The organism is Roseateles sp. (genome assembly GCF_039595295.1).
GTDB lineage: Bacteria > Pseudomonadota > Gammaproteobacteria > Burkholderiales > Burkholderiaceae_C > Roseateles.
Genome location: NZ_JBCNLU010000002.1, coordinates 1 through 23,488, shown reverse-complemented (window position 1 = coordinate 23,488; position 23,488 = coordinate 1). Strand labels below are relative to the sequence as shown.

At 70.2% G+C, this 23,488-nt stretch carries 19 protein-coding genes; 9 read left to right on the top strand and 10 right to left on the bottom strand.

Annotated elements, in window-relative coordinates; all coding sequences use genetic code 11:
• Window positions 1-52: 52 nt before the first annotated feature.
• The 5 genes from ABDW59_RS02140 to ABDW59_RS02120 are packed head-to-tail and all read right to left on the bottom strand — an operon-like array spanning window position 53 to window position 5,055.
• Complete coding sequence (locus ABDW59_RS02140; protein WP_343627760.1) at window positions 53-1,552, bottom strand: ABC transporter substrate-binding protein; 1,500 nt, start codon at window positions 1,550-1,552, stop codon at window positions 53-55.
• Between the two features lie 8 nt (window positions 1,553-1,560).
• Window positions 1,561-2,319 carry an ATP-binding cassette domain-containing protein gene (locus ABDW59_RS02135; RefSeq protein WP_343627759.1) on the bottom strand — a complete coding sequence of 253 codons (759 nt, stop codon included), beginning with the start codon at window positions 2,317-2,319 and terminating at the stop codon, window positions 1,561-1,563.
• Window positions 2,316-3,290 carry an ABC transporter ATP-binding protein gene (locus ABDW59_RS02130; RefSeq protein WP_343627758.1) on the bottom strand — a complete coding sequence of 325 codons (975 nt, stop codon included), beginning with the start codon at window positions 3,288-3,290 and terminating at the stop codon, window positions 2,316-2,318. The genes ABDW59_RS02135 and ABDW59_RS02130 overlap by 4 nt, the downstream gene beginning before the upstream one ends.
• Complete coding sequence (locus tag ABDW59_RS02125) at window positions 3,287-4,096, bottom strand: ABC transporter permease (protein WP_343627756.1); 810 nt, start codon at window positions 4,094-4,096, stop codon at window positions 3,287-3,289. The genes ABDW59_RS02130 and ABDW59_RS02125 overlap by 4 nt, the downstream gene beginning before the upstream one ends.
• Entirely contained in the window at window positions 4,093-5,055 is a 963-nt protein-coding gene (locus tag ABDW59_RS02120) for an ABC transporter permease (RefSeq protein WP_343627755.1), read from the bottom strand. Before ABDW59_RS02120 ends, ABDW59_RS02125 begins: the two co-directional genes overlap by 4 nt.
• A gap of 539 nt (window positions 5,056-5,594) precedes the next feature.
• Between ABDW59_RS02120 and ABDW59_RS02115 the strand changes: the two genes are divergently transcribed.
• The gene (locus ABDW59_RS02115; protein WP_343627753.1) at window positions 5,595-6,308 is read left to right on the top strand and encodes a cistern family PEP-CTERM protein; all 714 of its coding nucleotides are present in this window, start codon (window positions 5,595-5,597) and stop codon (window positions 6,306-6,308) included.
• Window positions 6,309-6,392: 84 nt separating this feature from the next.
• Here the strand turns inward: ABDW59_RS02115 and ABDW59_RS02110 are convergent, their stop codons facing one another.
• The 4 genes from ABDW59_RS02110 to ABDW59_RS02095 all read right to left on the bottom strand — a co-directional run bounded on the left by ABDW59_RS02110 (window position 6,393) and on the right by ABDW59_RS02095 (window position 12,081).
• Window positions 6,393-8,588 carry a S8 family serine peptidase gene (locus ABDW59_RS02110; protein WP_343627751.1) on the bottom strand — a complete coding sequence of 732 codons (2,196 nt, stop codon included), beginning with the start codon at window positions 8,586-8,588 and terminating at the stop codon, window positions 6,393-6,395.
• Window positions 8,589-8,819: 231 nt separating this feature from the next.
• The gene (locus tag ABDW59_RS02105; protein WP_343627749.1) at window positions 8,820-10,196 is read right to left on the bottom strand and encodes an MATE family efflux transporter; all 1,377 of its coding nucleotides are present in this window, start codon (window positions 10,194-10,196) and stop codon (window positions 8,820-8,822) included.
• 133 nt (window positions 10,197-10,329) lie between these two features.
• Complete coding sequence (locus tag ABDW59_RS02100; protein ID WP_343627747.1) at window positions 10,330-10,590, bottom strand: hypothetical protein; 261 nt, start codon at window positions 10,588-10,590, stop codon at window positions 10,330-10,332.
• Window positions 10,591-10,866: 276 nt separating this feature from the next.
• Window positions 10,867-12,081, bottom strand: a complete 1,215-nt coding sequence (locus ABDW59_RS02095) for a phospholipase A (RefSeq protein WP_343627746.1) — start codon at window positions 12,079-12,081, stop codon at window positions 10,867-10,869.
• A 446-nt stretch (window positions 12,082-12,527) separates the two neighbouring features.
• Here ABDW59_RS02095 and ABDW59_RS02090 point away from each other — a divergent pair, with 446 nt between their 5' ends.
• The 8 genes from ABDW59_RS02090 to ABDW59_RS02055 all read left to right on the top strand — a co-directional run bounded on the left by ABDW59_RS02090 (window position 12,528) and on the right by ABDW59_RS02055 (window position 23,292).
• Entirely contained in the window at window positions 12,528-13,265 is a 738-nt protein-coding gene (locus tag ABDW59_RS02090) for a phosphodiester glycosidase family protein (protein ID WP_343627745.1), read from the top strand.
• Window positions 13,262-14,686 carry a hypothetical protein gene (locus tag ABDW59_RS02085; protein WP_343627744.1) on the top strand — a complete coding sequence of 475 codons (1,425 nt, stop codon included), beginning with the start codon at window positions 13,262-13,264 and terminating at the stop codon, window positions 14,684-14,686. The genes ABDW59_RS02090 and ABDW59_RS02085 overlap by 4 nt, the downstream gene beginning before the upstream one ends.
• A 193-nt stretch (window positions 14,687-14,879) precedes the next feature.
• On the top strand, window positions 14,880-15,773 hold the full coding sequence (locus ABDW59_RS02080; RefSeq protein WP_343627743.1) for an N-acetylmuramic acid 6-phosphate etherase: 894 nt from the start codon (window positions 14,880-14,882) through the stop codon (window positions 15,771-15,773).
• Between the two features lie 9 nt (window positions 15,774-15,782).
• The gene (locus tag ABDW59_RS02075) at window positions 15,783-16,226 is read left to right on the top strand and encodes a transposase (protein ID WP_343627742.1); all 444 of its coding nucleotides are present in this window, start codon (window positions 15,783-15,785) and stop codon (window positions 16,224-16,226) included.
• 5 nt (window positions 16,227-16,231) lie between these two features.
• A complete protein-coding gene (locus ABDW59_RS02070) occupies window positions 16,232-17,536 on the top strand; it encodes an MFS transporter (protein ID WP_343627740.1) in 1,305 nt (434 codons plus the stop codon).
• Window positions 17,533-18,687, top strand: coding sequence for a heparan-alpha-glucosaminide N-acetyltransferase domain-containing protein (locus ABDW59_RS02065; protein WP_343627739.1), 1,155 nt, complete (start codon window positions 17,533-17,535; stop codon window positions 18,685-18,687). Before ABDW59_RS02070 ends, ABDW59_RS02065 begins: the two co-directional genes overlap by 4 nt.
• Before the next feature lie 34 nt (window positions 18,688-18,721).
• Window positions 18,722-20,254 (top strand): family 10 glycosylhydrolase, encoded by a 1,533-nt coding sequence (locus ABDW59_RS02060; RefSeq protein WP_343627738.1) that lies wholly within the window; start codon window positions 18,722-18,724, stop codon window positions 20,252-20,254.
• A 563-nt stretch (window positions 20,255-20,817) separates the two neighbouring features.
• On the top strand, window positions 20,818-23,292 hold the full coding sequence (locus ABDW59_RS02055; RefSeq protein ID WP_343627736.1) for a TonB-dependent receptor: 2,475 nt from the start codon (window positions 20,818-20,820) through the stop codon (window positions 23,290-23,292).
• Between the two features lie 76 nt (window positions 23,293-23,368).
• On the opposite strand, the gene ABDW59_RS02050 is transcribed toward ABDW59_RS02055, so the two are convergent.
• A partial coding sequence (locus ABDW59_RS02050) for a transposase (protein WP_343627991.1) occupies window positions 23,369-23,488 on the bottom strand: 120 nt, incomplete at its 5' end.

The following is a 23,488-nucleotide window of genomic DNA, read 5'->3' as shown; positions in this document are numbered from 1 at the left end:
ACCGGGCACGCTACACCGGCCGGGGGCGCCACTGTAGAGGAAAAGCCCGGGCTCAGCCCCAGTGCAGCGATGACAAATCGTTGGCGAAGAGCGGTGTGCGGGCCCACAGGCCCTTGAGCCCGGCGCGGGCGACCGTGATCCATTGCGGCTGGTAGAGGAAGGCCGCGACCGCGTCCTGGGCCACCAGGCGCTGCGCCTCGGCGAAGAGCTTCAAGCGCTGCGCCGGATCGGCGCTGGCCTGCATGCGCGCGTACAGCGCGTTGAAGGCCTCGCTGCGATAGCCCCAGTAATAGTCGGCCCGCGCGAAGTTGCCGAAGTCATGCGGCTCCACATGCGAGATCAGCGTGAGGTCGTAGGCCTTGCTGCCGTAGACGCCCGACAGCCACTGCGCCCACTCGACGTTCTCGATCCTGACCTGGATGCCGACGGCGCCCAGCTGCGCGGCGATCAGCTCGCCGCCCTGGCGCGCATAGGGCACCGGCGGCAGCTTCAGGGACAAGCTCAGTCCGGTGGCCTTGGCCTGCGTCAGCAGCGCCTTGGCCGCGGCCGGGTCGTAGGCGTTGATCGCGGTGCAATCGACATAGCCCGGCGTGTCGGGCGTGACGTAGCTGCCGATGGGCACGCCGAAGCCGTCGGCGCTGGCCTGGATGACGGCCTGGCGATCGATCGCCATCGCGATGGCGCGGCGCACCCGCGCATCGGCCAGCGCCGGACGCGCGTTGTTGATCGCCAGGATGGTCTTGGCGCGCGAGGACGCGGTCAGCACCCGGAAACGCTTGGGCTGCGCCTTGAACTGGCTCAGCGCGCGCGCCGCCGCGACGCGCGGGAAGACGTCGACGTCGCCGGCCAGCAGCGCCGCGACCTGCGCCGCCGGCTCGCCGATGAAGCGGAACTGCACGCGCGGGATGCGGATCTTGGCGGCGTCGCGGAAGCCGGGCCAGGCGACGACGCTGAGGCTCGCGCCGCGCTGCCACTGCGCCACGCGGTAGGGCCCGGTGCCGACGGGGTTCTGCGCATTGCCGGCGGCGCTCTTGGGCTCGACGATCACGGCGGTGGACTGGCCCAGCAGCTCCGGCAGCAGCGGCTCCGGATTCTTGAGCGTCAGCACCACGCTCAGCGGATCGGGCGTGGCGATGGCGGCGATGTTCTCGAAGACGCGGCGATCCTTGTTCGTGCTCTTGGCCGCGGCGGCGCGCTCGAAGCTGAACTTCACCGCACTCGCATCGAAGGCCTCGCCGTTGTGGAAGCGCACGCCGGGCCGCAGCGTGAAGGTCCAGCTCCGCAGATCAGGCGAGGCGCTCCAGCGCAGCGCCAGCAGCGGCTGCGCGGCGCCGTCCTCGCCGACCTTGGTCAGCGGCTCCAGCACGTTGTAGAGCACGATCTCGCCGATGGCCGAGGCCGCGCCGGCGGTCGGGTCCAGGCCGGGCGGCTCCAGCGTCATGCCCATCACGAGCGGCTTCGCACCGGTCTGCGCGAGCACGGGAAGCGCGCCCAGGGTGGCGGCGCCCGCGAGCGCGCCGCCGGTGAGGCGATTGAAGTGGCGTCTGTCCATGGCGCGGATCATGCCAAAGCGGACAGCAGCTCCCGGGTGTACGGATGACGCGGTTCGCCCAGCACCTGCGCCGCCAGGCCCTGCTCCGCGACTTCCCCGCCACGCAGCACCAGCGCGTGATCGCACAGCACCTCGACTGCGGCCAGGTCATGGCTGACCAGCACCAGGCTGATGCCCTCGCGCCGCTGCAGCTCGCGCAGCAGCGCGAGAATTTGCGCCTGCACCGACACATCCAGCGCCGACAGCGGCTCGTCGGCCACGATCAGGCGGGGCCGCGTCGCCAGCGCCCGCGCGATCGCGAGCCGCTGTCGCTGACCGCCCGAGAACTGATGCGGATAGCGCAGCGCCGCGTCGGGTTCCAGACCGACGGCGGCGAGCACCTCGCCCAAGCGCTCTCGCCGCTGGACCTCGCTCATGGCGAGCGCCGCCATCGGCTCCAACACGCTGCGCCCGACGCGCCAGCGTGGATCGAGCGATCCATAGGGATCCTGGAAGACCATCTGCACGGCGGGCCGCAGCGCGCGCCGATGCGCCGAGGACATCGCATTCACGTCCTGGCCGGACCAGCGGACCGAGCCGGCATGCGGGCGCTCCAGCGCCATCACCAATCGCGCGAGCGTGCTCTTGCCGGCGCCCGACTCGCCGATCACGCCGAGCGACTCGCCCGCCGCGAGCGTGAAAGAGACGTCGCGCAGCACCGTGCGTCCGGCATAGCGCTGCTCGAGTCCGTCAACCTGGAGCAACGGCGTGGCGACAAGCGCGCTCATGGGCCGACCTCCCAGCAGGCGAGACGGCCGTCGAAGACCGGCGGTTCCGCGGCGCATCGCGCGGTCGCGAGCGGGCAGCGAGGCGCGAAGGGGCAACCGGCGCCAAGTTGCGTCAGCGCCGGCACGTTGCCCGCCAGCGGATGCAGCGGCTGATCACGCCCGGCGCCGAGCCGCGGCCGCGCCGCCCACAGCGCCTGCGTGTACGGATGGCGCGGGCGGTCGAGCAGCTCACGCGCGGCGCCCTGCTCCATCACGCGTCCGCCGTAGAGGATGGCCATGCGGTCGACACGCCGCGCCGTCAGCGCGAGGTCGTGCGAGATCAACAGCAGGCCCATGCGGCGCTCGGCGACCAGCTCGTTGAGCAGCTCCAGCACCTGCATGCGCAGGCGGGCGTCGAGGGCCGTGGTGGGCTCGTCGGCGATGAGCAAATCCGGCTCGGCTGCGAGCGCCATCGCGATCAGCGCGCGCTGGCGCTGGCCGCCGGAGAGCTGGTGCGGATAGGCCCGCGCCTGTCTGTCGTCCAGGCCGACCCGCGTGAGCAGCGCCATCGCGCGCTCGCGAGCCGAGTCGCGATCCGGTGCCAGGCGGTGCAGGCGGATCGGCTCGATCACTTGCGCGATCACACGTTGCAAGGGATTCAGCGCGGTCAGCGGCTCCTGGAAAACCATCGCGACGCGGCGACCGCGCAGGCCGCACCAGTCGTGTTCGCCCAGCGTCAGCAGATCGCGACCGTCGAGCAAGACCTGGCCTTCGACCTCCGCGCCGTCGGGCAGCAGGCCCATCACGGCGAGCGCCGTCAGCGTCTTCCCGCTGCCGGATTCGCCGACGAGGGCGAGGCTCTCGCCGCGGTCGACGTCGAAGTCCAGGCCGCGCAGCGCATGCAGCCGCGCGCCGCCGCGCCCGGGCAAGCGTACCTGCAGATCGCGCACGGCAAGCAGCGGTGCTTCGCGGGTCGTGCTTCCCGCGCTCATCGCGGTTGCTCCTTCGGATCCAGCCGATCGCGCAGGCCGTCGCCGAGCAGGTTCAGGCCCAGTACCGCGAGCGTGATCGCGACGCCCGGCGCGATCGCCAGCTGCGGAGCCTCGAACATCAGCGTCTGCGCCTCGGCCAGCAGCCGGCCCCAGCTCGCCTGTGGCGGCTGCGTGCCCAGACCGAGATAGGACAAACCGGCCTCCGCCAGGATCGCGAGCGCGAAGCTGGTCGTGCCCTGGACGATCAGCAGCGGCAGCAGCTGCGGCAGCACATGGCGAATCGTGATGGACCATCGCCCCTGCCCCGCCACGCGCGCGGCGAGCACGAAATCCCGCGTCCACCAGCTCTTGGCGCTGCCGTTGACCAAGCGCGCGAAGGACGGCACCGCATGCAGGCCGATGGCCACCATCGCGATCGTCATGCCGGGACCGAGCGCCGCGGCGAGCAGGATCGCCAGCAGCAGCGCGGGGAAGGCATAGCCGAGATCGGCGCCGCGCAGCACCATGGCCTCGACCCAGCCGCGCCGCGCGGCGGCCAGCAGACCGAGCGCGGTGCCGATGACCAGCCCGATCCCGACCGCGACGATGCCGACCAGCCAGGCGCTGCGCGCGCCGGCCATCACCCGGCTGAGCACGTCGCGACCCAGCTGGTCGCAACCCAGCCAGTGCGAGGCGTCGGCGGCGGCGAAGCGCCGCGCCATGTCGATCTGCTCGGGCGGCCACGGCGTCCAGATCAGCGACAGCAGCGCCGTCGCCATCAGCAGCGCGGTCAGCACCGCGCCGAGGAAGAATCCCGCGCGCTTCATGCCTGGGTCCGCGTGCGCAGGCGCGGGTCGATCCAGCCGTGCAACAGGTCCACGGCGAAGTTGATCAGCAGCACCAGCGCGGCCAGCAGCATCACGCCGTTGCGCACGACGATGAGATCGCGGTTCGCGATGGCCTGTGCCATCAGGCGGCCCAGGCCGGGCAGCGTGAAGACGTTCTCGATGACGATGGTGCCGGCCAGCAGGTTGGCGAATTGCAATCCGCCCAGCGTCAGCAGCGGGATCGCCGCATGACGCAGGCCGTGGCGCCACAGCGCCGCGCGGCGCGACAGGCCTTTGGCGCGGGCGCTGCGCATGAAGTCCTCGCGGGCGATGTCCAGCAGCGCGGAGCGCGCGATCCGCGCGAGGATCGCCGCCTGCACCAGCGCCAGCGCGATCGCGGGCAGCAGCAGCGCGCGCAGCCCGGGCCAGAGGCCGCCGCCGAGTTCCGCGTCCCAGCCGGGGAAGCCGCCGGCGTCGACCCATTGCAGCTTCACCGCGAAGAGCAGCACCAGCAGCATGCCCAGCCAGAAGCTTGGCACGGCCAGACCGAGCTGGGTCAGGCCCATGACGAGGTGATCGCCGAGCCGGCCTTGCTGGCTCGCCGCCCACCAGCCCGCGGCGAGCGCGAGCACCACGGTCATCGCCATCGACAGCAGCGCCAGCGGCAGCGTGAGCGCGAGGCGTTCGTGGATGAGGTCGGCGACGGGCGCGCCGTAGGCGTAGGACAGGCCGAGGTCGCCGCGCGCGAGGCCGGCGAGCCAGTCGATGTAGCGATGCCAGGCGGGCTGGTCGAGCCCGAGCTGCGCGGCCAGGGCGGCGACGGCCTCGGGCGGGGCTTCGGGACCCATGATGAGCTGGGCGGCATTGCCGGGCAGCCACTCCAGCGCGCCGAAGATCAGCGCCGAGGCGGCCAGCAGGGTCAGCCCCAGGACCGCCAGGCGCTTGAGGAGATAGGTCATGGCGGGCGGGATCATAGGCGTGGACGCCACACCGGCTTCAACTTCACTGGAGTTTGCGATTGTTGTGCGCCCATCGGGGGTCGATGCTCCCGGCCTTGCCGATGAGGGCGCAGCGCAGCGAATGTGCTCCGGGCCTCATCTCTTCATCTCTACTCGAATGTGCAGTTTCGAAGTCCCGGAGGCTCGATATGATTCACGGCAATAGCTCCCCCACCTCTGTCCCCGGCGAAAGCGCGGATCGGCATGTGGGGGACTTCTTTTTCCCCCGCTCTTCCGCCCGCGTCCCTCGTCCCCTCAAGCGACTGGCAATCCCTCCCGCTCTGGCGCGATTGACCCGCACTTGATCGCGACGGCCCTCTTCTGCTGTCGGCACCGCTTCCAACGGCACCCAAGAACGTGTCGGCGCTTTTTACAGTTTCAGAATCACTTTTATCAGCCCTCTTGCGAAATCAAGGACTTGCCGCGCTGGCGCGCAATATGCATGCCCACGGGCACAGGGAGAACATAAGCCACGTGCATCGCCCGACGAGGGAACGATCATGAAGCCAATCATCCGTTGGGTCGCCCTTGCCGCGGCCATGGCGCTCGCCCCACAGGCGTACGCCGCTCCGGTCACGTTCACGACGTTGAACCAGAGCACGACCCTGAAGTTCATCACCACGCGAGACGGCGCGGCGCTCAACGCGTCGGTGCAGTTCACGCTGCTGAGCTGGACGGCCACGACCGCCACCTTCTCCACCATCGTCACCAACGCGTCCTCCGGACCCGGCACCAACCGGCTGATGTCGTTTGGCATCGGCACCGTGTCGCCGACGCTGACCGGCGCGTCCACCAACAGCGCCTCATGGGACGCCGACGTCAATCAGACCTTGCCGACCTTCCAGACCGTCAGCCTGTGCATCTGGAGCAGCAACGGCTGCACCGGCGGGAACATCAACAACGGTCTCGGTGAAGGCGGCTCGGCCAGCTTCAACCTGATGCTGACGACCTCCGGCAACTTCATGACCAGCGGGATCACCTTCGCCGATCCCTACGGCATCAAGTTCCAGGACGTGGGCAACGGCGGACAGTCCTGGGAGTTCGCCGGTTGCATCGAAGGGCCCAACTGCGGCGGCGGTGGAGGCGGCGGTGGAGGCGGCGGTGGAGCCGGCGGTGGCGGCAATGTGCCGGAGCCCGACGTGCTCGCGCTGATCGCCATCGGCGCACTGGCGGCCGGACTCTCGCGGCGCGCGCTCAAGATCCGCCGCCGCTGAGCGGCCCTCTCGTTCACGGCCAAGCCCGCTTCGGCGGGCTTTCGGCGTTGGCGAGAATGCGCGGCCATCGGCCGCGCCTCCGATTCACTTGGTGACCTGCGAGGTCGCCGTCGTCGTGTTGCCCGCCGCGTCGCGCGCCACCACCTGGATGGTGTGCACCCCGCTGCTGGCCTTCTTGATGTTCCAGGTGTAGCTCAGGCTCGCGCCGCTGCCGCTGGCCACCTGCTGGCCGTCGATGGTCATCGTCTGACGGATGCCCGATGCGCCGGCGTTGTCGCTCGCCGCGGACGACACGGTGATGGTGTTCCCGTTCACCCGCGCGCCGTTCGCCGGGCTGGTGATGCTCACCTGCGGCGCCTGGGTGTCGACGATCGCCGCGACCGGGTTGGACACCGACAGCGTCACCGACCGACTCGTGGCGGCATTGCCCGCCGCATCCACCGCGGTGGCGGTCAGCGTCACGCCGCCGTTGCCCACGGTCGTCGAGTCCCAGCTGAACCCATATGGCGCCGCGGTGTCCGAGGCCACCTTCGTCCCGTTGACCGACAGGTCCACGCGCACGACGCCGATGTTGTCCGCCGCGCTCACGTCGATGGCCACCAGACCGCTGACCAAGGCCCCGGCCAGCGGCGCATTCAGCGTCACCGTCGGGGCCTGCGCATCCGGCGCCGCCGCGCTCAGCACCGCCTGCATCGCCGCCGCGGCGTTGACCCGGCCATAGCCGTAGCGCGGATCGCGGCCGGCCGTGCCCAGATCGACCGCGGTCCCGTAGAGCAGACTTTCGATGGTCGTGTTGGGCAGCGCCGGCCGTGCCGACATCAACAGCGCCACCGTCCCGGCCACGACCGGGCTCGCGAGCGAGGTGCCCCACCAGGCGCCGTAGCCGCCGCCGCGCGTCGTCGTCCAGATGTTCAGGCCCGGCGCGGAGACGGCGACGAAGCTGCCGTAGCTGGACCAGCTGGTCAGCGTGTCGGTGTCGTCGGTCGCGGAGACGGGAATCATCGTCGTCGTCGGCGCGATGCCCTCGTCGATGCCGTTGTTGCCGGCGGCCACCACCACCAGCCCGCCCTTGCTGCGCATGTAGCTGGCGGCGCTCTGCACCGTGGCGCTGCCGGCCACGCCGCTGTAGCTGATGTTGGCCACCTTCGCGCCCTGGTCCGCCGCCCAGGTCAGGCCCTGCGCGACCGTGCTCCAGTAGGCATAGGCATTGGGATCGGCGATGCGCACCGGCATCAGCTGCGCCTGCCCGGCCATGCCGGCCACGCCGGTCCCGTTGTTGGTCGACGCCGCCGCCGCGCCCGCGACCGCCGTGCCGTGGCCGTTGACGTCGCTCGTGTCGGCGTTGCCGTCATAGAAATTCCAGCCGGCGACCAGGCGCCCCGCCAAATCCGGATGCGTCCCGTCCACGCCGGTGTCGAGGATGGCGATGCGGATGCCCGCCCCTTGAGCGCCGTCCCAGGCCTGCTGTGCGCCGAGCCGGTTCAGGTGCCACTCGCTGCCCAGATAAGGGTCGTTGGGCACCACCGCCGGCGCGATGCGCATGTCGAGCTCGGCCGACTTCAGCTGCGGATGTCGCGCCAGCAGCATCGCGATCGCGGTTTCGGAGGCGTTGGCGGGCAGGTCCACCACGGCCAGCTGCGTGCGCCCGATGCGCCGCGCCTTCGCGCCATGGGTGGACACGATCTTGGCCAGGTCCTTGTCCGACAGCCCGGCCCGCGTCTGCACGAGCAGGCGTTGCCGCGCCCAGCCGTTGGCCGGCGTGCCGGCGGCGGGCGGCGGCAGCAGCAGCTCCTGCTGCGGACCGCCGGGGCGCACGCGCAGCGCCTGGGCGAGCGCGTCCAGCGCGTCCGGCTTGTGCCGCATCAGCCGCGCCATCACGTGACCGTCCGCGGTGATCGCGACGCAGGCGTCGCCCTCGCAATAGACCAGCGCGCGCACGCGCATGTCCGGCTTCCAGGCCGACAGGTCCAGCCGGTCGCAGAGCTGCCCGCCCGTCAGCGCATGTCGGATCTGATCCTCATACCGGTACTGGCCGATCACACCGGACGATCCCAGCGTGACGACGTCATCGACGCGCAGGCGCGCGATGCGCTCGGACAGTGCCGTGCGCAGCTCGGGACTGAGGTCGGTGTAGCGCTCCAGGGCGTTGACCGGTGCGAGGTCGGATCGCAGCTGCGATGGTCGGGACGGCGCGCAGAGCGACGCGGCCGCCTGGGCCGGCGCGGTGGGAACGGGCGTGGCGCTGGCGGCGGCCAGCAGGAGCGTGGCTAGAACGGGCATGGCTGGCTCCTCCCCGAGGTGCGCGTCATCCGCGCCTCGCTCGTGGATCGTCGAGAACCCTCCCTGTTCCTTGCCGGCACCTACTATGTGCGCCGGCACACAGAGCTTGCAAACCGCGGGCCAGGTCGGCAAGTCACGGCGCCGATTGGAGTTTTCCGGCGGGCACGGGCGCCTACGGGACGAAGTGTCAAATCCGCCGACAGCGCCATCCCGGCGCGCGGCCCCCCAGGTTCAATGCGCCTGTGCCGACAGCCTCAGCCGGCGATGCACGGCTCGCGCCTTCGGCACCCATCCCAGCCGCGCCCAGCGGCGCCACATCAGCAGGCCGCGGATCCATTCGTCGGCGGCGTAGGCGATCCACAAGCCGACCAGCCCGAGGCCGAAGACCTCGCCCAGCAGCCAGCTGCCGCCGGCCAGCACCAGCAGCATCGAACCCGCGCCCACCATCACCGGATACTTCGCGTCGCCCGCCGCGCGCAGCGCGTTGATGACGACCAGGTTGAAGGTTCGGCCGGGCTCCAGGATCACAGTGATCCACATCAGCACCACGGCGCTGGCCAGGATGCGGGCGTCGTGGGTGAAGAGCGTCAGCAGCCAGGGCGAGGCCGCCGCCGCGCAGGCCGCGACCGCGACGCTGATCGCCAGACCGCGCGCCAGCGCGCGCCGCACCAGCCGATGCGCTTCGTGCAGCCGGCCGGCGCCGATCAGGTGGCCGACGACGATCTCCGCCGCGAAGCCGGTCGCCAGGCCGGGCAGCAGCACGAAGTACATCAGCTGCGAGGCGTAGCTGTGCGCCGCCAGCGCCGACGCGCCCAAGTGTCCGGCGATGGCGACGCTGACCATGTAGGCCAGGCGATAGGCGATGTTCTCGGCCGCGCCGGGCAGGCCGATGTTCAGGACGGCCGCGAGCTCCACGCGCGGCAGCCGCCACCAGTCGCGGGCGCGGGGCCGCAGGCCCAGGCGCTCGCGCCACAGCCAGACATGCAAGCCCAGACCGAAACCGCGGCTGATCGCCAGCGCCACCGCGAAGCCCGGCAGGCCCAGGTGCGGCATCAGCGCCGTCGACAGCAGCAGCTGCGCGATCTGCATCGCCACGAGGACCATGAGCGTGTCGCGACTGCGCAGGTGGGCGCGCATGACGCTGGCCATCGAGGCGTTCCAGGCGTCCAGCATCATGGCCGGCGCCAGCGCCATCAAGAAGGGCTGCGACAGCGGCAGCACCTCGGGCGGCGCGTTCATGAGCCGCAGCAGCGGGCCCGCGAAGATCAAAGCCATCAGCGCGGTGACGCCGCCCAGCCAGCTGCTGGCGCCCAGCGCCGCGCGCGCGGTCGCGTCGGCCACGGCGCGGCGGCCGCCGCCCAGCGCCTGCGTGATCACCACGCTGATGCCGGCGCCGATGATGCGGAAGAGGATGAAGAGCGTGGCCGCGAGCTGATTCGCCAGCGCGAAGGCGGCGCCGGCCGGGTCGGAGATGCGGGCGGCCAGCATGGTCCCGATCACGCCGACGGCGATGCCCAGGCACAGCTCCAGGAACAGGGGCCAGGCCAGCGAGAACAGGCGGGGTGCGGGCGTGTGGGCGGGCGTGGGGGCAGAGGCGGCGGACGACATGGCGGCGGATTCTGCGGTGGAGACTTCACGCGCGGCGGCGTAACCGCGATGAAACCGCGATGACAACGAGATCACGGGGCAATGGCGTCGCGATGTGTCGCGCCCGCACCACCAAGCGCGGGGATCGAGCGGCTCAGGCGGAGGGTGCCGCAGGCGGGGTCACCGGGCAGAAGGGCTGTCCGCCAGCCAGGAAAACCTCGCGCTCCGCGGCGGTCGCCTGGCGCAGCCAGCTCAGCTCGGCACGGTCGGCGTAGAGCTCCTCGAGCTCCTCCAGCAGCATCGTGCGCACCGGCGCCTCCGCCGAGGGCGGCAATGCGCGGACCCATTGGCGGTCGCGCCCGTCCAGGCGGTAGCCCACCACCCAGATGACGCAGGTATCGATGAACGCGGACATCCGCGCAGGGTAGATCAGCCGCCGCCCGATCGCCATGGGCGAGGGGCGCGCGGGTGCGGCTTATTCATCGAATCGGGCGGGGGCATCGGGGCTCTGGCAGCGCGAAGACCCTCTCCCCCGCCCTCTCCCGCAAGCGGGAGAGGGAGCCAGAAGCGAAGACCCAGACGCTGTCCGGAGAGGGAGAAAAGGGCAACGACCCAGACGCTGTCCGGAGAGGGAGAAAAGGGCAACGACCCAGACGCTGTCGGGAGAGGGGCGGGAGCAAGTGGGGCCCGTTCAGCGCCACTCGACGACGGAGACGCCCAGGCCGATGCGGGACTCGCGGAAGTTGTAGTCGATGAGGCTCTCGCCGTAGCCGCTGAAGAGCTGCAGGTAGCCGTGCAGCCCGCCGCCGATCGGGAAGGCCCATTCCAGCTGGGCCGAGCCGCGCGAGCGGTCGCCGAAGCGCAGGCTGTGCCGCGCCGTCAGCGCCAGCACGTGACGACCGATCTTCTGCGTCACCAGCACCTCGCCGCGGCCCATGTAGTCCTGGATGCGCGGGTTGTCGTCGACGCCCGTGTTGAGGATGCGCCACCACGGGCGCAGACTGACCGTGGTCTCGCCCCGCTCCAGCGCGAGCTCGCCGATCACCCGGTTCCAGCTGCGCGACAGCGGCACCGCCCGGCCGTTGGACTGGTGGTTCAGACTCAGGCCCAGCATGCTGGCCTTCCAGCCGAAGGGCAGCGCCACGTCGGTGCCGTGGACCAGGATCAGCTCGGGCTCGTAGTTGGTCTCGCGGAAGGGCCGCGACTCGCGTCCGTTGTAGACCTGCCAGCGCGAGCTCTGCGTGTACGCGCCCCAGACCGACAAGGTCCCGTCCTGGTCCAGGCCCCAGATCTTGGACTTGAGGCTGACCTGGAACTTCGCCTCGTTCTTGTCCAGGTCCAGCGCGGTGACGACGCCGTTGTCCGGCGTCTCCGAGGCCATGGGGCCGCGGTTGGTGCGGGAGCTCCAGGACACCGGCAGCAGATAGACCGGCTTGTACGGCCGCGGCAGGAAGCGCGGCATCTGGTCGCGGCAGGACAGCTCCCATCGCTCGGACAGCGTCGAGCCGAGGTAGCTGTGCGCGCTGCCGGCCGCCTCGGGCAGGCGTGTGCAGGGGTCGTCGGCGCGCGGCGAGGCGGCGTTGGCCGCCACCGGCAAGGCGGCCGGCACCGTTTGCGGCGCGGCCCGGGCGACGGCCGACGGAGGTGGCGCGTCCGGCGCCCGGCCATGCAGGCGGTCGTAGCAGACCAGGCGCTCTTGCGCGTCGGCAATGGCGGTGCAATCGGCGGGCGAGGTCGCGGAAGCCGCGGCCGATGCCGCAGCCGACGGCAGCCCGGCGGCCGGCATGACCGCCGCCTGCGCGCGCGCCACGGCCGGCGCGCCGAGCGCGAGTGCCAGCAGCGGCACCGGCACCGCCAACCCCGCGGGCCTGAACACCGCCCGGACGGCGGCACGAATGGTCTGCATGTAAGAACTCCCTGTGGGCGCGACCGGACGGCTCCGCGCGGCGGGCGACAGGTGCAAACGACGTTCCCGGCTTGAGTCATTTCCGGCCTGAGCAATCAAACAAGAGCGCGCTCCCTAGAATCACCCGCATGCCCACACCCGCCGCGCACGACCTGCCCCTGCCCCAGATGCTTGGCGGTGCTCGCTCCGCGCTCTCCGGGCGCTCTGATCTCTCCGGTCGGGCTCGTCGGGCCCGCCTGCCTGCCCTGTCGGCCCCGGCCGGCCGAGCGCCGAGCGCCGGGCGTCTGTTGCGAGCCGGCGCCGCCCTCATCGCCACCACGCTGCTCGCAGGCTGCGCCGGGTTTTCTACGCCGGGCACGGCGCCGTCGGCATCGTCGGCATCGTCGACATCGCCTGCATCGCCCACAGCCCCGACGCCACGCGCATCGGCAAGCCCCTCCGGCCCGATGGATTGGGGCCTGCCCGTTGGCGGCCACGCGAGCCTGCGCTACGAGCGCGACGATCGCCAGCCGGGCGAGGTGCTGCACTGGCTGCGCCTGGACCTGAACGACCCCACGCTGCGCCTGAGCCTGAGCACCCCGGACGAGCGCGGCCGGACGCTGGATCGTTTCGACGGCGCGGGCGCGGCGTTGGCGGCGCTCAACGCCTCCTTCTTCAGCAAGACCTACGAGCCGCGCGGCTGGACGGTGTCGCAGGGTCAGGTCTGGTCCCCGGTGATGACGCCGGACGACAGCCCGCTCATCGCTTGCGACCGGCCGACGCATTGCACGCTGCAGCTCAAGCCGCCCTATGCGCTGAGCGGCTCGACCTGGCTGGCCGTCGCCGGCACGCCCTGGCTGATCCGCGACGGCCAGGTGCGGGGCGTCGCCGACGACGCCAGCTGCGAGCGCTTCTGCGCCATGCCGCATCCGCGCACCGCGCTCGGACTGGACCGTTCGGGCCGCTTCCTGACGCTGGTGCTGGCCGAGGGCCGCCGCGGTCCGATCGCCGGCCTGAGCCTGCACCGCCTGGCCGAGCGGATGGCCGCGCGCGGCGTGACGCAGGCCTTCAACCTCGACGGCGGCGGCAGCAGCAGCCTGCTGATCGAAGGCCGCTCGGTGATGGACCGCCCCTTCAACGAAACCGCGCTGCGGCCGCTGGCCAACGCGCTGATGATCCGACCGGCCGAGGAGCCCGCACGATGACCGCCCTTGCGTTCCCCGCCTGGCAACGTTGGGCCGCGCTCGCCGCGCCGCTGCTGCTCGCCGCCTGCGCGCAGCTGTCGAAGTCGCCCGCATCGTCGCCGGCACCCGGGACGCCGCCGAAACCCGCCGCCCAGGGCGGTCCCTTCAGCCCCGGCGCGCTGCAGTCGCTTCGGCCGGAACAGTTCCGCTCCACGGTCGGCAGCGCGGCGCAGGCGCGCGAGCGGCTCGACAACGACCGCGCCAGCATCCGCGCCGCTTCGGCCAAGGCGCTGAGCGCGCCGCAGGACGCCGCCGCGCTGCGCGAGCTGGCGCAGGCGCTGCGCCTGGTCGCGCATTACCGCGTGGACCTCGACGTGGCCGGGCCGCCCTTGCTCGCCGCACTGCCCGCGCTGGACCGTCAGCCAGCCGACATCCAGCGCCCGCTGCTGACCGCCGCGTACACGCTCTACCCGGCCGACGCCGCGCCGCTGCTGCGCGATCTGCTGCCGCGTCTGAGCACGCCGCGCGAGTTCGCCATCGCCGCCTACACGCTGATGCAGACGCGGCAAGCCTCCGACCTGGCGCTGATCCAGTCCCGGCTTGCCCAGCGCGACCGTGACGAGCCGCGGCTGCAGGCGCTGGCCCTGGCAGTCGGTAGCGCGCAAGGCATGCCACAGCAGGCGCGTCCGCCGCTGGCGGATCTGCTGACCGTCCGTCCGGGCTATCCGGTGGTGTTCAGCTTCCAGCGTCCGGGCCGTCAGCAGATGGGCCTGGCACTCGTGCGGCAGGCCGACGGCCGCTTCGTGCGCCGACCCGACGGCGGGCTGTTCAACATCGCGCAGCTGGCGCTGTCCAGCAGCGGCCTGCCCGGCACGATCACGCTGGGCAACACGCCGCAGGGCCTGTTCACCATCCAGGGCGCGGGCCGTGCCGCGAGCAACATCTGGATCGGCCCGACACCCTACCTGCACACCAAGGTCCCCTTCGAGGCCAGCATCGCCGAGTACGAGCAACGCGCTCCCGCATCCGTTCCTGCCAGTGCCGAGCCCTGGACGCTGGACCGCTATCGCGCGCTGCTGCCGGCGAGCTGGCGCGACTACGCGCCGCTTCAGGAAGCATGGCTGGCGGGTCGCGCGGGCCGGGACGAGATGCTGATGCACGGCAGCACCATCGATCCGCGCTACTACTTCGGCAGCCGCTACTTCCCGGGCACGCCGTCGGACGGCTGCCTGGTGGCGATGGAGTACTGGACGCCCGACGGCGTCATGGCCCACAGCGACCAGATCGCGCTGCTGCAGGCCTTCACGAATCAGGGCCGGGATCGCGGCTACATGGTGCTGGTGGAGCTCGACGCCGGTCCGACGCCGGTCGCGCTGGCCGAGGTCATCGGCGCGGTGCTGCGGGCGGAGCAGTCCGCGGGCGTCGCGGTCTCCACGCGCTGAAGGGGTCATAGGGGCTCAGAGGGAACGCCGGGGAGCGCCGGCGCACGTCGCTCAAGGGCGTCGGGCGATTACCGCCGGTTATGGCGCTCGCGATGGCTTTCATTGGCGGAGCCCACTATCAGACCACTAGAGTTGCCCGCAGCCTGAGGCCGTCCTCTTCTGCCCTCTTTCGCCTCGGCCCGCCCCGCGACCCATGCACAAGACCCTGAACACCGAGACTCCCAGCCTGCAGCATCCCGACCTGGACCTGTATGACAGCACCCGGCTGATGCAGGCCTTCGTCGACGACCAGCGCACGGCGGTGGAGGCGGTGAGCGCCGCGGCCCCCGCGCTGGCGGCGGCGGTCGACGCGGCGCTGCCGCGCATCGCCGCCGGCGGCCGGCTGCTGTATGCGGGCGCGGGCACCTCAGGCCGGCTTGGCGTGCTGGACAGCGTGGAGCTGGTACCGACCTTCTCCTGGTCGCGCGAGCGCGCGATCGCGGTGCTGGCCGGCGGCGAGGGCGCGATGTTCGTCGCCGTCGAGGGCGCCGAGGACGACGAGCCGCAAGGCCGCCGCGACATCGAGGCGCTCCGCCCCGGTCCGAACGACGTGGTCATCGGCATCGCCGCCTCGGGCCACACGCCCTATGTGCTGGGCGCGCTGGCCGCGGGCCGCGCGGCCGGCAGCCTCACGATCGGCGTCGCCAACAATCCGGGCGCCGAGGTGCTCGCGCAGAGCGAGCACCCCATCCTGCTGGACACCGGCGCCGAGATCATCTCGGGCAGCACGCGCTTGAAAGCCGGCACGGCCCAGAAGATCGCGCTCAACAGTTTCTCGAGCGCGCTGATGGTGCGGCTCAACAAGGTCTACGGCAATCTGATGGTGGACATGAAGGCCACCAACGCCAAGCTCGTGCGCCGCGCCGTCGCGCTGACCATGCGGGCCGCCGATGTCGACGAGGCCACCGCCCGCGCGACCCTGGACCGCTGCGACTTCAGCGTGAAGACGGCCACGGTGATGCTGCTCAAGCACGTCGATGCCGCGGCTGCGCTCGCGTTGCTGGCGCGTCACGACGGCAGCGTGCGGCGCGCGCTGGCCGAGCGTTGATCGGCGGCGTTGTCCGATCGAATCGGCCATGGACACGAGGACGCGGGGCCTGAACTGATGCGCGGTCTGCCTCGTCGCGAGTACACGCTCGATTTCAAGCACGACGCGGTGCGCCGCGCCGCCGAGTTCGGCCTGTGCGCGACCGCGCGCGAGCTCGGTTTGCCGGAGCAGACGCTGCGCAACTGGATACGCGCCGGCCGCGAGGGCCGTCTGGAGGAGGCGCTGCGCTCGGGCGCCAGCGTGACCCCGGCCCGCATGGAGCAAACGCGCGCCGACGCGGAGCAGGCGCGTCAGCGTCGCCGTCAGCAGCTGCGCAGCATCATCGCGAGCGCGGCGGGCGCTGCAGGCGCCTCGGTCCCGACCGCAAGCGCGCCTTCATCACCCCCTTCCACCGCCCGCACGCAAGCGCTGCATTCCCCGAGCCTGCCGCTGCCCCGTTTGCACCGACACTGAGGCCCATGTCCGCCTCCCTCCAACGCTCTCCCGCCGCCGCTGGCGGCCCGCGCAGCCCCTGGGCCTGGGTGCCCTCGCTCTACTTCGCGCAAGGCATCCCGTACGTGGTCGTGATGACGCTCTCGGTCATCATGTACAAGAACCTGGAGATCTCGAACACCGACATCGCGCTCTACACCAGCTGGCTCTATCTGCCTTGGGTCATCAAGCCGCTGTGGTCGCCGCTGGTCGAGCTCATGGGCACGAAGCGGCTGTGGGTGGTCGCGCTGCAGTTCGCGATCGGCGCGGCGCTGGCGATGGTGGCGCTGACGCTGCCCATGTCCAGGTTCTTCCAGCTCTCGCTGGCGGTGTTCTGGCTGATGGCCTTCGCCTCGGCCTCGCACGACATCGCCGCCGACGGCTTCTATCTGCTCGCGCTGGAGAAGCATGAGCAGGCCGCCTACGTGGGCGTGCGATCGACCTTCTATCGGCTGGCCAACATCGGCGGTCAGGGCGGACTGGTCTGGCTGGCGGGCGAGCTCTTCGAGCGCGGCGACAGCTGGGTGATGGCCTGGCAGGTGGTGATGGCGGTGCTGGCCGGGGCCTTCCTCGCGCTGGCGTTCTGGCACTGGCTGCGGCTGCCCAAGCCGGCGTCGGATGCGCCCGCCTCCGGTGACGGTCGCCAGGTTCGCGCCTTCTTCGACATCTTCATCGCCTTCTTCCGCAAGCGCGGGATCGTCGTCGGCATCGGCTTCCTGCTGCTGTACCGCTTCCCGGAGGCGCAGCTGCTCAAGCTCGCCACGCCCTTCCTGCTGGACAAGCTGGACGCGGGCGGGCTGGCGCTGACGAACAAGGAGGTCGGGCTGGCCTACGGGACCGTCGGCCTGACCGCGTTGACGCTGGGCGGGCTGCTGGGCGGCTGGGTGATCTCGCGCTTCGGGCTCAAGAAATCGCTGTGGCCGCTGGTGCTGGCGATGCATCTGCCCAACGTGGTCTTCCTGGCGATGGCCTGGGTCCATCCGGGCAGCCTGTGGATCGTCAGCGGCGCGTTGGCGGTCGAGCAGTTCGGCTACGGCCTGGGCTTCACGGCCTACCTCATGGTCATGATCCTCATCGCCGAGGGCCCTCACAAGACGGCGCATTACGCGATCTGCACGGGCTTCATGGCGCTGGGCATGATGATCCCCGGCATGTGGAGCGGCTGGCTGCAGACGCAGCTCGGCTACTTCCACTTCTTCGGCTGGGTGCTGATCGCGGCCGTGCCCTCGCTGCTGATGACGGCCCTCATCAAGATCCCCGACGGCTTCGGCCGCAAGGAGCCCGACGCTTGAGCTCTTCGATTCGCCCGAGCAGCGACCGGCTGCTGTCCCTGGACGCCTTCCGCGGCTTCGCGATCGCGGCCATGCTGCTGGTCAACAACCCGGGTGACTGGTCCGCGCTCTTCCATCCGCTGGACCACGCGGAGTGGCACGGCTGGACCTTCACCGACTGGATCTTCCCGTTCTTCGTCTTCATCAGTGGGATCTCGATGAGCTTCAGCCTGGCCCGCCGCGGCCAGATCGCCGACCGGCGCGCCGTGCTGCTGCACACCTGGCGCCGCGGCGCGACCATCATCGCCCTCGGTCTGCTGCTCAACCTCTTCCCCTACTTCCACTTCGAGAGCTTCCGCATCCCCGGCGTGCTCCAGCGTCTGGGGCTGATCACCCTCCTGGCCGCGCCGATCGCGCTGTGGTGTGGCTGGCGCGCGCAGTTGGCGTGGTTCCTCGGACTGCTCGCGGCCTATGGGCTGGTCCAGACCGTGGTCGCCGTCCCCGACGCGCAGGGCGTGTGGCATCGCGGCTCGCTGCTGCCCGGCGAGGACGTCGGCGCTTGGCTGGACCGGACGCTGCTCGGCGGCCACCTGTGGGTACGGAGCAAGACCTGGGACCCGGAAGGCTTGCTGAGCACGGTGCCCGCCGTCGCGAGCCAGATCGCGGGGCTGCTCGCGGGCCGCTGGCTGGCGCTGCGTGGCCGCGATCCGGCGGAGAAGGCGACCTGGTTCATGGTCGCCGGCCTGCTTTGCCTCTGGGCCGCTCAGGTGCTCGACGCCTGGACCCTGCCCATCAACAAGAATCTCTGGACCCCGGCTTACGTTTTCCTGTGCACCGGCTGGGGGTGCCTGGTTTTCGGCGTGTTCTACTGGCTGCTCGACGCGGCGCCGCTGCCCCGTCTGTGCGACGCGATGGCGCGGCGCTTCCAGCCGCTGGTGGTGCTGGGCATGAATGCGCTGTTCCTGTTCGCGCTGTCGGGCCTCGTGGCCCGGCTGCTGGGGCTGATCCACGTGGCCGAGGGCGTCTCGCTCAAGGCCTGGCTCTATGCGCCGATCAAGGCGCTGCCGGTGGATGCGCGTGTCGCCTCGCTGCTGTTCGCGCTGGGCTTCGTGCTGGTGTTCTACGGCATCGCGCGGGCGATGTGGGCGCGCGGCTGGTTCGTGAAAGTGTGAGCGGGTCCCTTCGACGCCCGCCGGTGGATCCCTGATGCAACGACGACGTCTGATGACCGCGGCGCTGGCCGCTCCCCTGGTGGCTCCGCTGACGGGACTCTCCGGTTGCGCGTTCTGGCGTCGCCAGGAAGCCGTGCCTGCGCTGGCCCCGACCGCGGCGACCGATCAACCGCCCGCCGCGCCGCGCGAGTTCCGCGCCGCCTGGGTCGCGACCGTCGCCAACATCGACTGGCCCAGCCGCCGCGGCCTGAGCGACGACGCGCTGCGTGCCGAGACGCTCGCCATCCTGGACAGCGCCAGCGCGCTGCGCCTGAACGCGATCGTGCTGCAGGTGCGCACCAGCGCCGACGCGCTGTACCCGTCGACGCTGGAGCCGTGGAGCGAGTACCTCTCGGGCGTGCAAGGCCAAGGCCCGGGCTACGACCCGCTGGCTTTCTGGATCGCCGAGGCCCATGCGCGCGGCATCGAGCTGCACGCCTGGCTCAACCCCTACCGCGCGCGCCAGAGCAACGCGAAGGCGCCGGCCTCGGCCACGCACCTGAGCAAGACGCATCCGGAATGGGTCAAGCGCTACGGGGATCAGCTCTGGATCGATCCGGGCGAGCCCGACGCGGCGACGCACACGCTGGCGGTCTGCCGCGATCTGCTGACGCGGTATGAGCTCGACGGCCTGCACATCGACGACTACTTCTATCCCTACCCGGTCCAGGACGCCGCCAAGCAGGACGTCGACTTCCCGGACGAGCCCAGCTGGCAACGCTATCTGCGCGGCGGCGGCACGCTGGCCCGCGCGGACTGGCGGCGCGACAACGTCGATCAGCTGGTGCGCCGCATGTATGAGCTGGTGCGGGAGCTGCGTCCGACGGCGCGGGTCGGCATCAGTCCCTTCGGGCTGCAGCGGCCGGATCTGCGGCCGGCGGGGATCACGGGCTTCTCGCAGTACGACAAGCTCTACGCCCACGTCGAGCACTGGATGGCGATGGGCTGGCTGGACTATCTGGCACCGCAGCTCTACTGGCCGCGCGCGCAGAAAGCGCAGGCCTTCGAGCCCCTGTTGCGCGGCTGGCAGGCGGTCAATCCGCTGGGCCGTCACGTGTGGCCGGGGCTGTTCACCAGCAAGGCGGCGATCGAGTCCGACGGCTGGCCGTTGGACGAGATCCCCGCCCAGATCGAGCTCATGCGCGCCGCGCCCGCGACGGGCGGGCATCTCCACTTCAGCATGGTCGCTTTGCTCAGGAACCGACGCGGCCTCGCGGACACCTTGAGAACCGGCGCTTACTTGCAAGCGGCCATCCCGCCGGAGACGCCCTGGCTCAGCGCCCCGGCCTGCGGACCGGTGACGCTGACGCGCGCCGAAGGCAAGCTCAAGCTCGCCACCACGCAGGGTGCGCCGGCGCGAGCCTTCGCGCTATGGAAACGCGACACGCGGCAAGCGGGCTCGGCCTGGGTGTTCGAAGTCGTGCGCCCGGATGGCGAACTCGGTGCACTGGAACCAGGCTGGTGCTTGGTCGCCAGCGCGCTCAATGCGATCCATCAGGAAGGCCCGCGCGCGACCTTCCTGGTCTGACGCGCCGGCGATTTGTCGACTCCGCGCAACGTCCCGGCGCAAGGCCGGGCGCGCCCGACCTCCGTGTAAACCCTTAGTCGGAACGAGTCATGGGGTTCGCACGCAAGTGCCTCGGACGCGCGCGGAGCGCCCGGTCCGTCGCGTGCCGCTGACACGCTGATTTGGGTGGGGAACCCTGTCATTCCTTGTCACAAACCCACAACATCAGGCTATGAGACTCACGGCCGTGCATCGCTGAAGCGGGTCCCGGAACGCCCGGAACTCCAGGGCTGACGGTGCGGTCCCCGGCTCGGCAACACGGTTTCTGCCGCATTGCTGGCGAATGGACCGGCTGGTAGGCTTTTTGCTTCGGATGTGATGGAGGACCGCGCTCGACGGTCCCCGCAAGCAATCAGGTTGGTTCGAGAAGGCGGCGGCTCAACGAATTTTTCGGGCCGCAACGGGTGGCGCAAAACGTTTGCGCGATGTCCCTGAAGCTTTCCAGAAGGGCGGGAAGCCTTCGCCAGCCGAGATCGGTCGTTTCGGTTTTTTCAAAGTTGATCTCGTCGCACAGGAGCGCAGGAATGAGTCAGAAGAATTGGTTGGGTTTCAACAAGACGGCCCTGGCCGCCGCCGCGGCCCTCGTGGCCGTGATGCCCGCGATGGCCCAGACCGTCGTCAAGGACGCGGACACCACCGCCGATGACGGCGCTCCTCGCGCCAAGGAAGACAAGGTCCGTCTGGGCACGATCACCATCGTGGGCAGCGGCGGCAAGCTGGCCGCTGGTCAGATGCTGAACGAAGACGGCGCCAAGTCCCGCTCCACCGTGACCCGCGAGGCGATCGACAAGGACCGCGCGTCCGGCAACCCGTATCAAGCGCTGGCCCTGCTGCCGGGCGTGAACACTTTCAACTACGACGCTACCGGCCTGTTCGGCGGCGGCCTGACGGTCCGCGGCTTCGGCGCCGACCAGATGGGCATGATCATCAACGGCGTGCCGGTCAACGACTCGGGCAACTTCGCCGTCTATCCGCAGGAATACGCCGACCAGGAAAACCTGTGCACGCAGTCCCTGGCGCAAGGCACGCCGGACGTGGACTCGCCCAACGGCGGCGCCACCGGCGGCAACATCACCGTCACCAGCTGCGATCCGGAAGACAAGCAGCGCTTCCGCGTGAGCCAGGGCTTCGGTCAACTGCGCTACACCCGCAGCTTCGTGCGCTATGACACCGGCCGCTTCTTCAACGACTCCGCCAAGGTCTTCGTGAGCCTCTCGCACACGGAAGCCGACAAGTGGAAGGGCGCCGGCCAGGCCAAGAAGGACCACCTGGACGCCGCCTTCCGTTGGGACCTGAACCAGGACAACACCATCCTGGGCTCGGTGCTCTACAACCGCGCGATCAACAACAACATCAACAGCATCAGCCTGGCCCAGATCAAGGCCAACGGCTATTACTACGACTTCTCGACCAGCTTCCCCGGCCACCTGACCCCGGGCGCCGGCGCGCAGGACGAGAGCAAGATCGCTCCGTCGCCCGCCTATTACAAGCTGGCCAACAACCCGTTCGAGAACGCGGTCGTGTCGATGTCCGGCTCGTTCAAGCTGGCCCAGGACACCTATCTGAAGGTTCAGCCCTACCTGTGGTACGGCTTCGGCAACGGCGGCGTGCAGCAGACGACGCTGAAGGAAAACGGCGGCTTCCTGAACCCCGCCACCAACACCGTCTCGGCCTCCAAGGACCTGAACGGCGACGGCGATACGGCCGACACCATCATCGTGGCCCGCGGCAGCGTCACCCGCACCTCGCGTCCGGGCGTCACCACAGAAGTGAACTCGCAGCAAGGCAACCACTTCCTGAAGCTGGGCCTCTGGTACGAGCGCGCCAACCACCGTCAAACCCAACCGGCCGTCACGGTCGACAACTCCGGCAATCCGGCGAGCGTGTGGCTGAACAACGGCTACATCACCCGTCCGGACGGCAGCCGCTACCAAGGCCGCGACTGGCAGTCGATCAGCACGTCCTACCAGCTCTACGCCAACGACGCCTGGTCGTTCGCCGACGACAAGGGCCTGCTGACCCTGGGCTTCCGCGCCCCGACCGTCAAGCGTGACGTCAAGAACGCCGCCAACGAAGGCGTGCCGGTCGACTACCGCTTCGAGAAGTCCTACAGCGACTTCCTGCCGCAAGTCGGCGTGCGTTATCAGCTGACCAGCAGCCAGCAGGTCTTCCTGAACGTGGCCAAGAACTTCCGCGCGCCGCCCAACTTCGCGTTCACCGGCTCCAACGTGAACGTGGTCGGCCAACAGGCTGCCCTGGCTCGCGAGGCCAAGGCCGAGACCTCGATCAACACCGACCTGGGTTACCGCTTCCAGACGCGTGACATCTCGCTGTCGGCGACGCTGTTCAACGTCAACTTCAAGGACCGCCAGGCCAACGCCTTCGACTGGGAACAGCAGAAGTCCACCTACATGAACGTGGGCAAGGTCAAGACCCACGGTCTGGAGCTGGAAGTCGGCTCGGGCACCTTCAAGGGCTTCTCGGCCTACGGCTCGCTGACCCTGCAGAAGAGCGAAGTCCAGAACGACCTGTCCATCGCCCGCGTGAACGTCGCGCCCACGGGTCAGACCCCGGTCTATCAGCAGCTCTACCTGCCCACCAAGGGCAACAAGATGACGCTGACGCCGGACATGATCCTGGCCGGCTCGGTGCAGTACACCTACGGCCCGTTCTACGCCCGCCTGAAGGTCAAGCGCACCGGCACGCAACAAGCCACGCTGATGAACGACGAGGAAGTGCCGGCATATTGGGTCGGCGACGTCGACGCCGGCTACAACTTCGGCAATGTCAGCGACTGGGTCAAGAACGTGCAGCTGCGCCTGAACGTGAGCAACATCGGCAACGCGTCCTACCGCAACCCGAGCTCGGGCACGGTCACCAACGCCCAGCCTTACAGCGCCACGGTCGGCGGCGTGAAGTACACGCAGAACGCCAGCACGGTCTTCTACTACCTGGGCGCCCCACGCTTCGTGTCGATGAACCTGAGCGCCGACTTCTAATCCGTCGACGACTTCGCGGCGGCCTCGGCCGCCCCGCGACGAAACCGCGCCCTCACCGGCGCGGTTTTTTTTTGGTTCATCGCCGATCTCCGGGGAATGCTGCCCGGATCTTGAGGAAGAAGTAGTCGTCATCGCGGAAGCCGTAGGCCATGCGCTTGATGACTTTGATCTTGTTGTTGATACCCTCGACAAGGTT

What these genes read in the sequence shown, in the direction of transcription:
- ABDW59_RS02085 (WP_343627744.1), top strand. Translation starts at nt 13,262, where the DNA reads ATGACCGCCCTTGCGTTCCCCGCCTGGCAACGTTGGGCCGCGCTCGCC.
- ABDW59_RS02060 (WP_343627738.1), top strand. Translation starts at nt 18,722, where the DNA reads ATGCAACGACGACGTCTGATGACCGCGGCGCTGGCCGCTCCCCTGGTG.
- ABDW59_RS02095 (WP_343627746.1), bottom strand. Translation starts at nt 12,081, where the DNA reads ATGCAGACCATTCGTGCCGCCGTCCGGGCGGTGTTCAGGCCCGCGGGG.
- ABDW59_RS02115 (WP_343627753.1), top strand. Translation starts at nt 5,595, where the DNA reads ATGAAGCCAATCATCCGTTGGGTCGCCCTTGCCGCGGCCATGGCGCTC.
- ABDW59_RS02125 (WP_343627756.1), bottom strand. Translation starts at nt 4,096, where the DNA reads ATGAAGCGCGCGGGATTCTTCCTCGGCGCGGTGCTGACCGCGCTGCTG.
- ABDW59_RS02070 (WP_343627740.1), top strand. Translation starts at nt 16,232, where the DNA reads ATGTCCGCCTCCCTCCAACGCTCTCCCGCCGCCGCTGGCGGCCCGCGC.
- ABDW59_RS02120 (WP_343627755.1), bottom strand. Translation starts at nt 5,055, where the DNA reads ATGACCTATCTCCTCAAGCGCCTGGCGGTCCTGGGGCTGACCCTGCTG.
- ABDW59_RS02090 (WP_343627745.1), top strand. Translation starts at nt 12,528, where the DNA reads ATGGATTGGGGCCTGCCCGTTGGCGGCCACGCGAGCCTGCGCTACGAG.
- ABDW59_RS02100 (WP_343627747.1), bottom strand. Translation starts at nt 10,590, where the DNA reads ATGTCCGCGTTCATCGATACCTGCGTCATCTGGGTGGTGGGCTACCGC.
- ABDW59_RS02110 (WP_343627751.1), bottom strand. Translation starts at nt 8,588, where the DNA reads ATGCCCGTTCTAGCCACGCTCCTGCTGGCCGCCGCCAGCGCCACGCCC.
- ABDW59_RS02130 (WP_343627758.1), bottom strand. Translation starts at nt 3,290, where the DNA reads ATGAGCGCGGGAAGCACGACCCGCGAAGCACCGCTGCTTGCCGTGCGC.
- ABDW59_RS02140 (WP_343627760.1), bottom strand. Translation starts at nt 1,552, where the DNA reads ATGGACAGACGCCACTTCAATCGCCTCACCGGCGGCGCGCTCGCGGGC.
- ABDW59_RS02105 (WP_343627749.1), bottom strand. Translation starts at nt 10,196, where the DNA reads ATGTCGTCCGCCGCCTCTGCCCCCACGCCCGCCCACACGCCCGCACCC.
- ABDW59_RS02135 (WP_343627759.1), bottom strand. Translation starts at nt 2,319, where the DNA reads ATGAGCGCGCTTGTCGCCACGCCGTTGCTCCAGGTTGACGGACTCGAG.
- ABDW59_RS02080 (WP_343627743.1), top strand. Translation starts at nt 14,880, where the DNA reads ATGCACAAGACCCTGAACACCGAGACTCCCAGCCTGCAGCATCCCGAC.
- ABDW59_RS02055 (WP_343627736.1), top strand. Translation starts at nt 20,818, where the DNA reads ATGAGTCAGAAGAATTGGTTGGGTTTCAACAAGACGGCCCTGGCCGCC.